12 protein-coding genes are annotated in these 16,278 nt (G+C 60.0%); 5 read left to right on the plus strand and 7 right to left on the minus strand.

Annotated features, from left to right (window positions below):
• Positions 1 to 497: 497 nt before the first annotated feature.
• Positions 498 to 986, plus strand: a complete 489-nt coding sequence (locus BV106_RS34220) for a group III truncated hemoglobin (RefSeq protein WP_265596371.1) — start codon at positions 498 to 500, stop codon at positions 984 to 986.
• A gap of 21 nt (positions 987 to 1,007) precedes the next feature.
• On the opposite strand, the gene BV106_RS34225 is transcribed toward BV106_RS34220, so the two are convergent.
• Positions 1,008 to 3,146 carry an acetylxylan esterase gene (locus tag BV106_RS34225; RefSeq protein ID WP_265596372.1) on the minus strand — a complete coding sequence of 713 codons (2,139 nt, stop codon included), beginning with the start codon at positions 3,144 to 3,146 and terminating at the stop codon, positions 1,008 to 1,010.
• Positions 3,147 to 3,289: 143 nt separating this feature from the next.
• Here BV106_RS34225 and BV106_RS34230 point away from each other — a divergent pair, with 143 nt between their 5' ends.
• From BV106_RS34230 to BV106_RS34245, 4 genes are all read left to right on the plus strand, one after another.
• Positions 3,290 to 4,807 carry an arylsulfatase gene (locus BV106_RS34230; protein WP_038172654.1) on the plus strand — a complete coding sequence of 506 codons (1,518 nt, stop codon included), beginning with the start codon at positions 3,290 to 3,292 and terminating at the stop codon, positions 4,805 to 4,807.
• A gap of 156 nt (positions 4,808 to 4,963) precedes the next feature.
• The gene (locus tag BV106_RS34235; protein WP_038172656.1) at positions 4,964 to 6,904 is read left to right on the plus strand and encodes a histidine kinase; all 1,941 of its coding nucleotides are present in this window, start codon (positions 4,964 to 4,966) and stop codon (positions 6,902 to 6,904) included.
• 80 nt (positions 6,905 to 6,984) lie between these two features.
• Complete coding sequence (locus tag BV106_RS34240) at positions 6,985 to 7,623, plus strand: response regulator transcription factor (protein ID WP_038172658.1); 639 nt, start codon at positions 6,985 to 6,987, stop codon at positions 7,621 to 7,623.
• Positions 7,620 to 8,768 (plus strand): acyltransferase, encoded by a 1,149-nt coding sequence (locus BV106_RS34245; RefSeq protein ID WP_081892562.1) that lies wholly within the window; start codon positions 7,620 to 7,622, stop codon positions 8,766 to 8,768. The genes BV106_RS34240 and BV106_RS34245 overlap by 4 nt, the downstream gene beginning before the upstream one ends.
• A 69-nt stretch (positions 8,769 to 8,837) precedes the next feature.
• On the opposite strand, the gene BV106_RS34250 is transcribed toward BV106_RS34245, so the two are convergent.
• The 6 genes from BV106_RS34250 to BV106_RS34275 are packed head-to-tail and all read right to left on the minus strand — an operon-like array spanning position 8,838 to position 16,262.
• Entirely contained in the window at positions 8,838 to 9,500 is a 663-nt protein-coding gene (locus BV106_RS34250) for a sulfite oxidase-like oxidoreductase (protein ID WP_038172662.1), read from the minus strand.
• Between the two features lie 40 nt (positions 9,501 to 9,540).
• Entirely contained in the window at positions 9,541 to 10,512 is a 972-nt protein-coding gene (locus BV106_RS34255) for an oligopeptide/dipeptide ABC transporter ATP-binding protein (RefSeq protein ID WP_038172664.1), read from the minus strand.
• The gene (locus tag BV106_RS34260; protein ID WP_038172666.1) at positions 10,509 to 11,495 is read right to left on the minus strand and encodes an ABC transporter ATP-binding protein; all 987 of its coding nucleotides are present in this window, start codon (positions 11,493 to 11,495) and stop codon (positions 10,509 to 10,511) included. The genes BV106_RS34255 and BV106_RS34260 overlap by 4 nt, the downstream gene beginning before the upstream one ends.
• Entirely contained in the window at positions 11,492 to 13,411 is a 1,920-nt protein-coding gene (locus tag BV106_RS34265; RefSeq protein ID WP_265596373.1) for an extracellular solute-binding protein, read from the minus strand. Before BV106_RS34265 ends, BV106_RS34260 begins: the two co-directional genes overlap by 4 nt.
• 8 nt (positions 13,412 to 13,419) lie before the next feature.
• Positions 13,420 to 15,018, minus strand: a complete 1,599-nt coding sequence (locus BV106_RS36735; RefSeq protein ID WP_081892564.1) for an ABC transporter permease subunit — start codon at positions 15,016 to 15,018, stop codon at positions 13,420 to 13,422.
• Positions 15,015 to 16,262 carry an ABC transporter permease gene (locus tag BV106_RS34275; protein ID WP_038172670.1) on the minus strand — a complete coding sequence of 416 codons (1,248 nt, stop codon included), beginning with the start codon at positions 16,260 to 16,262 and terminating at the stop codon, positions 15,015 to 15,017. The genes BV106_RS36735 and BV106_RS34275 overlap by 4 nt, the downstream gene beginning before the upstream one ends.
• Positions 16,263 to 16,278: the final 16 nt, after the last annotated feature.

A 16,278-nucleotide genomic window follows, 5' to 3' on the forward strand; every position in this document is an offset into this window, starting at 1 on the left:
ACTCTAAATTTCATCAAACCACAAGAAAATGTCAATACACTGTATATTATCTTTCGAAGGGAAAAGATAATCGGACTCCCTGCTTAGCGAAAGCCCTCCATCCTGCGAAATGGCATTAAGTGAATTGCTTAAAAACCAGGTGAACCTATCAATTCACAATTGTTGCATCCTTTATCCACCATGCAAAATGCTCCTGATTGTGACTCACGTCGAAACAATCATCGCAAGTTATTCCTCATTCCACCTAAAGATACGCCGTAGTCGATGCATGAGAACTGCCCTGGTTCGCTCAAGCAGGGGTGAAGATCCGGGCGCCCGCCGCGAAAACTTGTCTCGCGCGCAGAGGGTTACCCTTCCCGATTTCGAATGAGGGCACACGTTGAACTTTCAAAATGTACTGCCTTCGATCGAACAACAATCGGCGTGTATTTCTCAACAATTGTTGCGCGGCAGCCGAGGCATTGCTGTGTACCCTTGATTGGAGGATCTCTCGCCGTGTGACAGCGGAAGGGATGCAGCCTAATCCAATGAATGAACCATCAAGAACTGATCTGGCAGGTCGCGCCGAAATCGAAAAGCTTGTGAATGCTTTTTACAAGCGTGTGCGCAACGATGACCTGTTGGGTTTCATTTTTGACCGGGTGGCGCACGTGGACTGGGAAACCCATTTGCCGAAGATGTACGCATTCTGGGAAACGGTGATGTTTCGCACAGGCGGCTTCCGCGGAAACCCTCTGGTGCCGCACATGCAACTGGCCGGGCTTACGACGATGGGCAGAGAGCAGTTTGATCGGTGGTTGGCCCTCTTTCAGGGCACAGTGGACGACTTGTTCGCTGGAGAAAATGCGGAGCACATCAAACGCTGTGCCGAGGACATGGCGAATGTCATTCACTCTCGCATCAACGCTGCCAAGCCTGGCCCATCTCACTGCGCGAACCTGCACAACTCCCCATCACATGTTGAATCGAATGAATCGAGGCAATAAGCCACCCTCCACCAGAACGGTTCACCGGGGTTTAGGAAGATCCCGCAACTGCAAGCCCGCTTTCTTCTCTGCATCCCACGCGAACTTCTCATTTAATGACCGGGCGAACTCCCATGGCGACTTGTCGTCGGCGTAGATGATCACACGGGTGCGCTGGGCGGCCATGGCCGCCGCTTGGGGCAGGTCCAGATACTTCAACACATTCAGGTACACCGGGCCGTCCCGATGGGATGTGGGAACCTCATGCAGATCCAGACGGGTGATACCATCTTCGAAGAGGCTGGCATAGACCGCATTCCCGGCCTGATGGCGGCTGGCCTGGATCCACAGTGACGCTTGTTTGAGCGCGTCCACGCTCCGCAATCCCCGAATAGCGCAGCGGACATCCCAGACCTGCTGCCCTTCCAGGGTCTGCCCCAGCAGGTAGTAGCGACGAAGCTGATGAGTGCGTGTCTTCACGTCAGGAGACAATGCCCGCGGGCCCACGCCGCGCGGGCAAAAGTAGATCATGCCCCACTTCCTATGGGTGAGCATGTCGCGTTCCTCAGCAAACGCTTTGTCATCGGGCTTCGCTGCTACCTTTTGTCCCACGACGGCGGGGAAGGCTGCGCCAAAGGTGTTGCCCACCTCCTGCCAGCCCTCGTCATCCAGCGCGTGCAGCACCATCAGCTCCAGATCCTCGGGCTTGAACGCGGCCCCGTGGAGCAGAAACAAATCCCCGCCCCCTTCTGGATCGCGATCAGATGAAGGAGCGAGCTTCCAGGCGGTCAGCGTGACATCGCGGTTCGTGGTGACAACAGGATCGGAGAGCTTTGTCGCAGGCTCTCCCAGACTGCTCCAGCCGCCAAAACACCTCGACCGCAGGGCCTCCATCCAGCCCTCACGCATTTTGTCCCAGGCTGCCTGATCCTGTGGCGTTTCCACCGCACCTGCCAGAGGAACGAACACCTCATCCACGCGGGTGTTGATCTGATCGGCAGGCAGTTCCTGGAAGACGCGGAGCTTCTCCATGGGGATGCCTTTCACGGCCGGGGTATCTGTGGTGTCCATCAGGCCCGCTCCCTGGAGATGACGCATCATCCAGTGAAACTCACCCGTATTGAGCGGCTGCATGTCTTTGTGCGGCCCCTCTGCGATGTGCAGACCGATGTTCCCCTCGGCCCCCAGGGCCTTGTAAACCCGGCGGGTGGACTGGTAGATGTTGAATACGCCATCGATGGGGAAGATGCCGTCCTTGTCCGTGTTCGTGACCAGCAGGGCCCGCGGAGCGACGAGTGCGGCAAGACGGTCATAGTCCCACCGGAAAGTGTTCACGAAAAACATGCAGTCGCAGTGCCCGGCGACACAACCGTCCACCACGTGGTTTCGCAAGGTGGTGATGCCAGCCGTGGGCACCGCACACTTGATCCGCTCATCCAGGGCGGCCACAAACCAGGAATAAGCACCGCCACCGCTCCTCCCCGCCACGCCAAAGCGGGTCTTGTCCACCTCGGGGCGAGTCTCCAGATAATCCAGCGCACGGATGCCCGCCCAGGCCTCCACCCCGGCCGGCGTGTACCCTCGGGCCATCCACCACCATTTCCCCAACCGATAAGTGCCATGGTGCTCGCCAGGGATTTCACCCAATTGCACGGTATCGATAATGAGGCAGACGAACCCATGCTTCGCATACCAGACCCCGTGGTGCTCATAGCCGGACTTGTTGCCATAGCTCACGCCATCCTTTGTCATGCTGGAGTGACCGCAGACGTAAAGCACGGTGGGCAGAGGTTTTTCCACCACCTTGGGCCGGTAGAGGTTCGCCGTGACGTACAGCCCAGGCCGGGACTGGTAGTGCAGGTTCTCCACCACAACGCCCTCGTGCTCGAACTCACCCGTCTTCGTAACTTTTAGATCGGTGCGCGCTGCGGTCAGATCCAGCCCCAGCATCTCCGCCAGTTCCGCCCGGCTCTGGTCGCGGAAGGCGTTCCAGGTGTCTTTCCTGACTTGGGCAACAGCTGAAGCATCCTCAATCAACGAGACCTGTCGCTCAAAGTAGGCCGCCTGGTGGCCCTCTCCCTTCTTTTCATCCGCCGCGCCTGACAACGATGGGCTCAGCAGGACGCCACATGCCGCAGCTACCATCAGCAAGTTCCACGAGAGGAAGGAGGGTGAACGCATGTCTGACCAATCGCCGCCAGCCGGCGGGGTCTTGCGATCACGGCCACATCCGCCTCAAATGTACCGGAACGCGACATTCCATGCAGTGCATTTTGCCGAAACAGAAGGGGTGACACTTCGTTCCAGTCAGACATTCTATACCTATGACGGTTCGCCACCTCCTCTTGACTGCTGCCCTGCTGGGCTTGTCCGCCGCGCTGCCCGCTGCGGAAAAACCCAACATCATCTACATCCTGGCCGACGATGTCGGGTATGGAGACCTGAGTTGCTATGGGGCCACCCGGGTTAACACACCCAATCTGGACCGCCTGGCGGCGCAGGGCCTCCGCTTCACTGACGGCCACTCCCCCTCTGCCACCTGCACCCCCACGCGCTACGCCACGATCACGGGCCAGTATGCCTGGAGGAAAAAAGGCACCGCCATCCTGCCGGGTGATGCCGCCCTGATCTTCGAGCCAGGGCGCCTCACCCTGCCCGCTCTGCTGAAGCAGGCAGGCTACACCACGGGTGTCGTCGGCAAGTGGCACCTCGGCCTTGGCGCCGCGGAGCAAAAGGTGGACTGGAACGCCGAGATCAAACCGGGGCCGCTTGAGATCGGGTTCGACTACTCGTTCCTCATTCCGGCCACCGGTGACCGCACCCCGTGCGTGTTCGTGGAGAATCATCGGGTGGTGGGCCTGGATCCCGCCGATCCCATCTCCGTGCGTTATGGCGAGAAGATCGGCGACGAGCCCACGGGCCGGGAGAACCCCGACCTGTTGAAGATGAAGCCCAGCCATGGGCATGACATGACCATCGTCAACGGCATCAGCCGCATCGGCTACATGACCGGCGGCAAAGCAGCCCGCTGGGTGGACGAGGACATTGCCGACACGATCACGCGCAAGGCCACGGCGTTCGTGGAGCAGAACAAAGAGAAGCCCTTCTTCCTCTTCTTCCCCACCCATGACATCCATGTACCCCGGGTGCCTCACCCCCGGTTTGTGGGCAAGACCGAGATGGGCCCCCGCGGTGATGCCATCGTACAGCTCGACTGGTGTGTGGGCGAGGTCCTCGCCACGCTGGAGCGACTGAAGCTGACGGAAAACACGCTGATCATTTTCTCCAGCGACAATGGTCCCGTAGTGGATGACGGCTATCAGGATGAAGCCGTGACCAAGCTGGGCGCCCACAGCCCTGCCGGCCCTGTGCGCGGTGGCAAATACAGCAACTTCGAAGGTGGCACCCGCGTGCCTTTCATCGTCCGCTGGCCCGATCGCATCAAGCCCGGCACTTCCAACGCCCTCATGTGCCAGATCGATTTCATGGCCAGCTTTGCCGCGCTCACCGGCCAGACCTTGCCTGCGGACGTGGCTCCCGACAGTCTCAACACCCTTCCAGCGCTGCTGGGCGAATCCAAGACCGGCCGGGAGTACCTGGTGGAGCACGCGAGCCAGCTCTCCCTGCGTCACGGTACGTGGAAATACATCCCCCCGGGCAAGGGCCCGAAGCGGCAGCAGAACACCGGAGTCGAATCAGGCAAAGATGAGAAGGGGCAGTTGTTCGATCTCTCCAGCGATCTGGGAGAGAAGGTGAACGTCCTGAGCGAACATCCCGACAAGGCCGCAGCCATGGCAGCCAAGCTGGAGGAAATACAGAAATCCGGCCGCAGCCGGAGCTGATGGGAAGAATTCTTTCTTCCTCAGGGTTGCAGAACGTGATTCACTCAAGGCACGTTCTGCAACGTAATGAGTTCCCCCCGATTCCTGATCATTGCCTGCACACTTGGGTGCCTCGCATGGAGGATTCCGGTCTGTGCCCAGAGTCAAAGCCCTTCTTTGTCCGCCAAGACAGAGGTCTCCAGCTGGGCCTGGCTTTCACGTCTGGATGGCACGCTCAAGCATCTGAATGAGGACATCACGCTCCTGCAGGCCCGCCACGCCACGCTGGCCCGCCTCCCTGAGGAGCAAACAGGGGAACGCCTCGGCTATCACAGCCGCATTCTCCAGAGTGGAAGGGCGGGAGATATCTGGGTGCAGGTGGATCTGGGCTCAAACCGGGAGTTTGACACCGTGGTGCTGGTTCCCGTGGTGCTCCCCCGGGAACTGGGCGGCATTTCAGGGTACGGATTCCCCAGGCGGTTTCGAGTCACCGTGGCCGAGACGTCCGACATGGCCAATGAGCAAGTGCTGGCCGACCTCACGGAAGACCTGCCCAATCCCGGTCGCACTCCGCTGCTGGTTCACGCAAAGGGCGCCCAGGGACGGCACCTGCGAGTGACCGCCACCGGACCCACTGGCCGAGTGGGATCAGACGGTCGGGTCAACTGGCCCTCCCTGGCACTCGCGGAAGTGATGGTGTTGCATGGCGACGAAAATCTCGCCGCGGGACGTCGGGTCACCGCCCCCACCTCCCGGGAGGCGCCTCCCGTCTGGTCTCTGCAGAATCTCACCGATGGCGAGAGCGTGCTGGGGGCTCCAGTGGGCTCAGGCTCGAAGCCACGCAAGGGGTGGCACAGCGTGGCCTACCCCGAGGCCACCACCCCAGTCTCCATCACGCTGGACCTTGGCCAGGTGATGCCTCTGGATGATGTGCGGTTGTTTCCCATGCGGTGGGAGGGCTACCCCCACTGGCTCGGTTTTGGCTTTCCAGTGCGCTACCGGGTGGAGTGCGCTGACGATCCCTCGTTCATCGCGCCCCGCACGATCGCAGACTTCACTGGGCATGATGTGCCCAACCCCGGCATGAATGCCGTGACGTTGCCGGCCGATGGAATTCAGGCCCGCATGGTGCGCATCACCGCCACCCAGCAGTGGGAGCGTTTTACGGATCACGCGTTCGCCCTGTCTGAAGTGCAGGTCTATTCCGCAGGTGCCAACGTGGCCCGGCAGGCGATGGTCACCACCACCAGCGTGTACCCCGACAAACCCTGGGCGAATGAGAACCTCGTGGATGGCGACGCCAGTGACAACCCGATCCTGCCGCTGCAAGAGTGGGTGCAGGAACTCCAGCAATCCTCCCGTCTGGAGCATGAACTGAAGTCCCTGAAAGATCAGCGCACCCAACGGGAATCCAAATGGAAGCGCGGCATCCTGCGGGGTGGCATCGGCCTGGTGCTGCTCACGCTGACCCTGCTCACCACCTCCCTGGTCCGCAATTCACTGCGTCGCCGCAAGGAATTGCGCGCCCTGCAGCAACGCATTGCCCGTGATCTGCATGACGAGGTGGGCAGCAATCTGGCCGGCATTTCCCTGCTCAGCAGGGAGGCTAGCCACACAGCCTCCCCGCCTCTGCGCCGCCAGATCCTGGAAGAGGTCTGCCGGGTGGCGGATGAGACGGCGGCCTCTATGCGCGACCTCGTGTGGATGGTGCAGCCGGGCATGCCCGGGGATCTCATCAGCGGCCTGCGATTGACAGCCGGACGCATGCTTCCAGGCTTGAACGTGCAGTTCCAACCTCCGGAGACTGCCCTGCCTCCACGACTGGAACTGGAGTTCAAGCGAGAGCTCTTCCTCATCTTCAAGGAGGCCCTGCAAAACATCACCCGGCACAGCGGAGCGAAGCATGTGGTGATTTCCTTTAGCCGAGAGGGCCGCCTCATGGTGGTACGCATCAAGGACGATGGCAAAGGGCTGCCAAAAGCAGGTGAAACTCCCAGCTCAGGCAACGGGCTGGACAACATGCGGCAGCGGGCGCGCTCCCTGCGCGGGGAGGTGCGGCTGATCTCTCCGGAGGAAGGTGGCTGCGAAGTCCAGATCCGGGTGCCCTGGCCAGTGTGAGCCGGTGGCGGAACCGGGACCGCAGACCTCCCGGACACTCGTGAGTTGCAAATCCCCCCTTCCCGTCCCAGCCTTCGCCCATGTCCCTGCCCCGCGTCTGGATCGTTGAAGACAATGCCGTGTATCGCGGCGCGGTGGCCCGTGCCCTGACCGCGACCGGTGAGCTGAACTGTGAAGAGCAGTTCGGCACGGGCAGGGCCCTGATGCAGGCCATGCAGGACCGCCTGCCGCCTCAGATCGTCCTCTTGGATGCCGGGTTGCCGGATGGCAGCGGCATTGATCTCCTGCCAGCCATGCGCGACCGTGCCCCCGACTGCCGGGTGCTCATGCTCACCGTGTTTGAAGACGCCGCCAAGATCACCCAGGCCATCTGCAACGGAGCCCAGGGTTATCTCCTGAAGAACTCTTCGATCGAGGAAATTATCACCGGCATCCAGCAATCGCTGAAGGGTGGCGTGCCCATGACGCCGTGCATCGCCCATCAAGTGCTGGAACTCTTCTCCAGGTTCGCCCCGCGGCATGCGGACTATGGCCTGAGCACACGCGAGCGGGAAACGCTGGAACTGATGGTGCAGGGGTTCATCCGCAAGGAGATCGCTGACCGGCTGGGCCTGAGCCTGCACACGGTGGATACCTACCTGCGCGGCATCTATCGCAAGCTGGAGGTGAACACCCGTACGGGAGCCGTGGCCAAAGCGTTGAAGGAGGGGCTGGTTTGACCCAAGCGACCGCACCGAAGTTGGATGAGAGCACCTCGGCAGGTCTGGATCTGCTCAGAGGGCTCCTGGCCGTGCTAGTACTGCTTTCCCACGCCTTCCGCCAGACGATGCTGCGCAGTGAGTGGGCCACGAGTGACGCCTTCGTGATCCGTGTGCTCCAGGCCTCGGTGGGTATGGGCCTGGTATGGGTCATGGGCTTCTTCGTGATCTCCGGTCTCTGCATTCAGATGAGCATCCGTCGCAGTCTGGAGACGGGCACGTGGAGCTTCAGTGACTATCTGCGGGCCCGGTTCAGCCGCATCTACCCGCTTTTTCTCGTAGGCATCGCTGCCTGTCTTCTCGCGGAATGGCTCAACCCCAAGCCGGATCTTTTCAGTTGGAGCAGAGTCACAGGCTATTTCTTCATGCTCCAGGGGTTCCTCGGCTACACAGAGCACTTTGCCCCCTCATGGAGCCTCACCAACGAGTGCCTCTACTATCTGGTGTGGCCCCTGATCTTGATGGCCTGCCGCTTTCACTCGGCACGAGCCTGGTTGAGCGCGGTCACCCTCACTTTGCTCGTCACTGGCGGTCTCGTCTTTTGGTGGGCAGCTAACGGTAAGCCACATGGCCCCTTGAATGAATCATGGACCGTGACCGTCCGGTTTCTCATCTGGCTGGTCGGCGTGGGCCTCTATGATCGTTGGGCTCAAATCAGCCAGGCATGGAAGCCCGGCAGAGGATTCAATCTGGTGTTGGCCCTCGGGGCACTGGTCTATCTGGCCCTCTACACGGGGTTCTGGATGTACTCCCGTCGTGTCTTCCTCCTGCACGGTCTGGAGTTGATCGCCGGCATCGGCTTTGCAATACTGATTGCCCGCCTGCAGGACGCGACCTGGCTGCGTGAAGTTCGTTGGAGGAAGCTGGCCCACACCCTCGGCATCTGGAGTTACCCTCTGTACCTCCTCCACCAGCCAGTCATCGGTCTCACCGACATCCTCTTCAAACCCGGGGCCGTACTCGCAGGCAGCCCCGTCTGGATCTCCGGCCCGGTCTTCATTGCCACACCTCTGATCGCGTGCTGGCTTCTCGGTGCCCCCCTGGAGCGTCGCATTCTCTCCTGGCGGAAGTCGTGGCTGGAGGCATCCAGATCTTCAGCCCGCTGAAAGCCCTTACCCTAATTCCGTAAATTCCGTAAATTCTGTCTAAATCCACTCGCGCAACGCCTCCTCCCCTCAAGGAAGATACGACTTCGTCGTTTCCGCGAACCGATCATCCAACCAGGGATCGGCGGTGTTGCTGTAGCCGCGTTTTTCCCAGTACCCAAGCTGCTCCGCACTGAGAAATTCGATCTTGCGCACGAACTTGGCGCTCTTCCACGCATAGAGATGCGGGATGACAATCCGTGCCGGGGCACCGTGTTCCAGCGTGATGGGTTTCCCCTCGAAATGCGTGGCCAGCAGGGCATCCGCATGGGTCCAGTCCTCCACCAGGGTGTTGGTGGTGTAGCCGTCATAGCTGGTGTAGAACACGAACTGGGCGTCTTCGTGGGGGCGGAGCCGGTCGAGGAGATCCATCAGCGGCACGCCGCTCCAGGCGCAGTCATACTTGCTCCAGGTCGTGACACAGTGGAAGTCACTGGTGCGCTGATCCTGTTGCAGGGCGATCAAGTCGGCCCAAGACAGCTTCAGGGGCACCTCCACCTCTCCGGCAATCTCCAGCTGCCAGTCGTCCAACTTGACCTTGGGATGGATGCCGAGATCCAGCACGGGGAACCCGGAGGCCAAGTGCTGGCCCGGTGGCAAGCGATCGGTGGAGCGCTCCTCCAGGCGATACGCACCCCGCTCCTGCATTTTCCGCGCCCAGGCCTCTTTGCGTTGGGTGAAGTCAGCAGCCATGCAGGGAGGTCGGGGTGAGGGATTGAGGAATCAACAAAGACTAGTCCACACAGCAGGGGCACTTCTGCACCCAGTGACCGGGGGAGATCTCCTCCAGCTTGAGGTCCATGCCCACACTCTGCTCCCACTTGGGATGCTTCATGCGGTGGCCAAAGGCGCAGCCCTTGGGTGGATCGATGGGGGAAGGCACGTCTCCCGAGAGCAGCCGACGGGGGCGGCGCTTCGAGGGATCTGGCACCGGGATGGCATCCAGGAGCGCTTTAGTATAGGCGTGACGCGGATTGTGGTAGAGCTCTTCAGAAGGAGCCAGCTCCACGATCTTGCCCAGATACATCACCGCCACACGGTCGCTCATGTGCTTCACGACGGAGAGCCCGTGAGCAATGAAAAGATAGCTCAATCCCATCTCCCGCTGGAGGTCCAGCATCAGGTTCAGCACCTGGCTCTGCACGCTGACGTCGAGCGCGGACACCGGCTCATCACAGACAATCAGCTTGGGTTTGAGCGCGATGGCGCGGGCAATGCCGATGCGCTGCCGCTGGCCGCCGGAGAACTCGAAAGGGAAACGGTCCGCAGCGGTCGAGGCAAGCCCAACCTTGTCGAGCAGTTCCCCCACCCACTGGCGGCGTTCCGCCGTCGTGCCCTGCTTTTGAATGAGGAAAGGTTCCTCGAGGATGTCACGCACCGTCAGCCTCGGATTCAGTGACTCCGCAGGGTCCTGGAAGATCATCTGGATGTCGCGGCGGATGGGACGAAGCGCCCGCTGGCTGACACGCGTGATGTCCTGCCCTTCAAACTGGAGCTTGCCGTCCGTGGGCTGGTAGAGCCGTACGATGGCCTTGCCGAGCGTCGTCTTTCCACAGCCAGACTCCCCCACCAGGCCGAGTGTCTCGCCTTCGGAAACGGAGATCGAGACACCATCCACAGCTTTGCAGGTCTTCAAAGCACGCATCAGGATCCCCCCGCGCACAGGGAAATGCATCTTCAGATTTTCAACGTTCAGCAAGCTCATGCGACGCAAACGGGGCATTGTTCCACCCAGTGCTGGGGAGAGATTTCGATGAAGGGCGGACGCTGGTTCAAGTGCTCCGGCAGGTGGGGCCGACCCGAGCGCTCAGCGAAGCGACAACCCGGGAGCAGGGTCTCGATAGCGGGCACACTGCCGGGAATCGCCTTGAGCCGCGACTTGGGCACAGATTCAATCTTGGGAATGCTCTGCAGCAGGCCCTGAGTGTAGGCGTGTCGCGGGGAGGAAAAGATCTCGGCCACGGGCGCACGCTCCACAACACGACCCGCGTACATCACCACCACCTCATCACAGGTCTCAGCAATCACTCCCAGATCATGGGTGATCAACAACACGCTCATGCCCATCTCCGTCTGGAGACTGTTGATCAGGTCCAGAATCTGAGCCTGCACCGTGACATCCAGCGCGGTGGTGGGCTCGTCAGCAATCAAAAGCTTGGGCTTGTGCACCAGCGCCATGGCGATCATCACGCGTTGCCGCATGCCGCCGGAGAGCTGATGCGGATACTCCTGCAGTCGCACTTCCGGCGAGGGGATGCGGACTTTCGTGAGCAGCTCAACCGACCGTTGCAGGATCTCTCGCGAGCTGCATTTCTGGTGAAGCAGAATGGCCTCGGCCAGTTGTTTGCCCACCGTCTGCACAGGATTCAGAGCCGTCATGGGTTCCTGGAAAATCATGCTGATCTCCCGCCCTCGGAACTGGCGAAGCTCCTCCACGCTCAGTCCCGCGAGATTGCGCCCTTCAAACGAGATGGAACCTCCCGCAATCTTCCCATGGGGTTGAGGAAGCAGACGGTTGATGGAAAACGCCGTGACACTCTTGCCACAACCTGACTCCCCCACCAGACCCAGCGTCTTGCCTCGTTTGACCTCAAACCGCACCCCGTCCACGGCAGTCACCCGGCCAGCATCGGTGTCAAACACCGTGACCAGATCCTTCACTTCAAGAATGTTCTCAGCGGCACTCATTGATCTTTGTACTGGTCAAACACGCGCAGCGTCTCTCCAAAGGACTTTCCGGAGCGTTTCGCCTCCAGGGTCTCGTCCTTCACGTCTTCATCAAGCCAGTGCACATACGTGTCGAGCGGGAGCTGGCTGTTCTTGAGGTTGCCGTCCTTCGGCCAGCGCACCCAGCGCCAGTGGCCGTAGCGATACCAGGGAGACTCCCATCCGGGAATCGAGACCGCCTTGGCCTCCACCATCTCCTCCAGGATCCAGCAGAGCCGCTGCATCTCTTCTTCAGTGGGTGCCACACGTTGCTGGTCGATCAATGGGTCCATTTCCGGATCGGCCGTCATCGTCACATTGTTGGTGTCCGGCACCACTTTCTTGGTGCCATCTGGCTGCAACTTCCAGGCGTTGTCGGAATGATAGTACTCCCAGAAACGTGGATAAGGGGGCTGCGCGGACCATCCCACCAGACACATCTCATGATTCTTCTGGTCGATCTTTTTATAAAGCTGGGTGGTGTCGAGCGCCTCCACACCGAGGTCCAATCCCGTCTTCAAGGCTTCTTGCTTCAATCGCATGGCGATCTGCACCATGGGCCCGATATTGGGCAATGACAGGGTCAGGCTCAGGCGCTGCCCCTTGTCGTTCACCCGGATCCCATCCGCACCCCGTTTGGTGAACCCGGCCTTGACGAAATGTTCCTCTGCGAGGGCGACATCAAACTCCCTAGGCTTGAGAGCCGGATTGGTGTAGCGCCCAAATCCTGCGAAAGTGCTTTTCATGCGACTGGGGTCGCCGCGAAAGTCGATCTCAATGACCTTCTTGAAGTTGAGCGCATGGTTGATGCCCAGGCGCACGTCGAGATTGTCGAGAGGTGGCTTGCTCTGGTTCAGGTAAATACCCCGGGAGATGCGGGGATAGACGCTGTAGAAGAGCCCGCGCTCAATGTAGCCATTGTAGATCTCCGGGATCTCCGCCTTGTCATACCAGTAGCGCGGCAGGCCCATGATGTAGAAGTCGAGCTGACCCTGACGGAACATCTCGAACGCCTTGTCCATGTTGGCCACCACCTTGTACTCAAGGAAGTCAGGATTGAACCGGTAGCGGAAGTTCTTCCGGTCCTTGGCCCACCAGTTCTTCACCCGGGTGAGGGTGACCGAGCGCCCTTTCTTGATGCCGTCTGGCAGGATGTCGTAAGCTCCCGTGGTGGGTGACTTTCTCCACTGATACCGGGCGGGATAGTCGTCGGTGAACTCCTTGTAAAAATGCCGTGGGGACGGCGGGAGATCCGCATACCAGAGCGGATCAGGCTTCAAGTTCGGGATGGTGATCGAGAAGGTGTGATCATCATACTTCGTGATCGCCTTGAACTCTTTGGCATAGAAGTCGTTGTACCAAGGGTCCTGGATGTGAGGGCTCAGCATGATGAAGAACGTCATGAAGAAGTCCTCCACCTCCACGGGCACGCCATCCGAGTAGGTCGCGGTGGGACAGAGCCGGTAGTAGATCGTCTTCTTGTCCGGGGAAATGGCCCACTCGTCGGCCAGTCCCGGCACCCAGCCATCGACATTCAAGTGGCGCTGCACCAGCGTGACCAGAATGTTGTCATGGTGCTCGCTACGGAACGTTCCATTGGCATCCGGCCCGTTGACCCGGAAGGTTGCAGGAAATGACTCAATATAGTCATGGAATGTCCCGCCCTTTTTGGCAGCAGGATCACCCATCTCCGGCAGATCGCCGCCATTCTCCCATTTCAGGTCAGTTGGAAGGTCCGCCGGTGTCTTCCACTGGAAGAAGTCCGGTTTGGACTTCCAGAATGCCTTGACCTCTTCCGTGTTGTCATACGGGGGGAAACGGTCGTCCTCCGCATGGGCGGAGATTCCTCCCATGGCAAGGGAGGCAGCCAACACGCCCCACCATAGGGCTTTCCTCATCGCAGGCATCATTGATAGGTGGTGAATTTTTTGGGATCGAAGGCCTCACGCACGGCCTCCCCGACAAACGTGACCAGCACGAGCACGAAGACCAGTGCGCAGAAGGCTGAGCTCACGATCCATGGATAGTTGAAATTCTCCGTCCCTTCCTGGAGGAGGCGCCCCCAGCTGGGCTGATCCGGCGGAAGCCCAAATCCCAGGAAGTCGAGGCCAGCCAGTGAAATGATGATGTCCGGCACCATGAAAGGCACCAGGGTGACAAAGACGGCGATGGTGTTCGGCAGGATGTGCTTGAACAGAATCCGACCCGTACCCGCCCCGAGCAACCGGGTGGCGGCCACGTAGTCACGCTCTCTTTCGCGATAGGTGGCGGTACGCATGTAGAGCGTGGGGCTCACCCAGGAGAAGAGGCAGATGATGAGCACAAGGATGGAGGTCTGCGGCTGGATCACCGAACTCACAATCAGCACGATGAAGAGGAAGGGCATGGTGGACCAGATCTCGATGATCCGCTGCCCGAAGAGGTCGATCCATCCGCCAAAGAAGCCCATGAGCCCCCCGAACACCACCCCCAGGGTCACCGTGATCACGAGGTAGAAGATCACCACATAGATCGATTGCTGAAGACCACCGAAGAGTGAGGCCAGCACATCCCCACCGCTGGTGTTGGTACCCAGGTAGTGCTTGTGCAGTAGCGAGGGTGCCATCGGCGGGAAGACTTGGGTTTGCAATCCGGAACCAGCCTCCAGCTCGGCCGCCTTGCCATCGGTGAAGTCGCTGTAGGAAGCCTGCTTCCCTTCCTCGAACTTGCCCTTTTCCACCTGCTCCCCTGCGGGATTCCAGCCCCGCATGTCACCGTGTCGAAGCCCCTTGCGATAGGTCCACTCTTGGCGTGGCTGACTGGGCTTGGACGGAAACACGCTGTAGGCGCGACCATCAAAGGGTTGGGCGGCACCGGGGCGATAGACAATCCCGCCACGATCCTCCAGTTCCTCCACCACCTCAGGTGCATCCAGATGAGCCCCGTAGGGCACGGGAGGCATCAGCACCCAGTTGGATCCGTCTTTCTCATCAGCGAGCTTTTTCTTGAGCGTCCGGTATTCCGTCTCGCTGTCATAGGGCAGACCAAAAGTGCTTCCAGGGATCAGCGGAGAGACAAACGGGAAATAGTACTTCCCGTCGTAGTGCACCATCAGAGCCCGCTTGCCCACCAGCAGGTTGTCCAGGCAGGCCACGAAGATGAGCGCGAGCAGGATAAGCCAGGCCACATATCCCCGCCGGATCGAGCGGAACCGGCTCATCTTCTTCCGGGTCAGAGGATTGAACTGCCATTGTGGCGCATGCCAGATCAGGAAATAGAGGCTGACGACCGTCACGAGCGCGAGCACGATCCATGAGACCACGCTGGCAAACCCTACGGGATTGGCCGTCCACTCCCCTTTGGCTCCACAGAGTCTGGCCACGGAGAAGATCACCTCCGTGAGTTCCTCCCCCGCGAGTTGCGGAAGCTTAAAAAAGGGCACCCGAAGGCCCGCCCATTGAAAGGCTGCCGACCCCAAAGCCCAGCCCAGCAGGGCGCTACCTAGTTTGCGTGGAGATAAACTCATCGGAAACGAATGCGCGGATCCGCCAGCGCCACGAAGAAGTCAGAAAGGATGTTCCCAAGCAGGGTGAGAAAGGCGGAAACCACCAACACGCCCATCACCAGCGGATAGTCCCGGTCGGTGATGGCCTGGATGCTCAACATGCCAAACCCATTGATGTCGAAGATGCGCTCGATCAGGATGGAGCCCCCGACAAACACCGTGACGACCTGTCCAAGTGTGGTGGCCAGAGGGATGAGGGAGTTCCTCAGGGCATGCCCCAGAACGGCACCACGGAAAGTTGCCCCTTTGGCAATGGCAGTCCTCACGTAATCTGCCGCGAGGTTGTCCATGAGGTTGTTTTTCACCAACATGGTCATGAAGGCAAATCCGCCGACCATGTAGCAGATCAGGGGCAGCACGGCATGATGCACCAGGTCCCACACTTTTCCTGGCAGGCTCAGTTGATTGAAGTTTTCCCCGACAAATCCTCCCGTCGGGAACCAGCCCATGCGGGCGGCTAGATAAACCACGAGGAGACTCCCAAGGACAAACCCAGGAACGGCATATCCAACGAAGATGACCACTGAGGTGGCGTTGTCCAGAACCGTGCGGTGCTTGATCGCCTTGATCACCCCCAGCGGAATACAGACAGCGTAGGTGAGGATGAAGGTGATCAACCCATAGAAGATCGAAACTGGCATGCGCTCCTTGATCATGTCCCAGACCCGGTCGTTGTACCGGGTGGAGACGCCCAGATTCCCTTGAAGCAAGCCATTGAACTTGGTCCGGAAAACGGTGACCCGTTGCTTCTCGGGCTCAGCCTTGGTCTTCCAGCCCACCACATCCGGTCCCGTCAACGCCCCCTTCCGGTCCACTGTGGCCTCAGATACCTTGAAAGCATTCGTGGCCGTCCATTGGGCTCGCGGCAGAAGCGACTTCAAGGTGACCTTGGTCTCATTCTGCCCTTCTTCGAATTTGATGTACTGCTTTTCCACCTCCTGGGGAGCGGCTCCCAGCCAGATCAAGTAGGCAGCAAAGAACGGCTTGTCGAAGCCATAGTAGGCGGCGAGCTGCTCCTTTTGCTCCTCGCTGAGGGATCCACCCGCATCCTTCATGCTGCGCTCGGAGGCCATCGCCATCGCCTGTCGCATTCGAGCTTCCAAAGGCCCCCCGGGAACAATCCGGGTGATGAAGAACACGGCGAGCGTCGCCCCGAGCAAAGTCGGGATGATGAGGAGAAGGCGGCGGATGAAATAGTCCCTCATGTTCAGTCAATCAAAA

The organism is Verrucomicrobium sp. BvORR106 (genome assembly GCF_000739655.1).
GTDB lineage: Bacteria > Verrucomicrobiota > Verrucomicrobiia > Verrucomicrobiales > Verrucomicrobiaceae > Verrucomicrobium.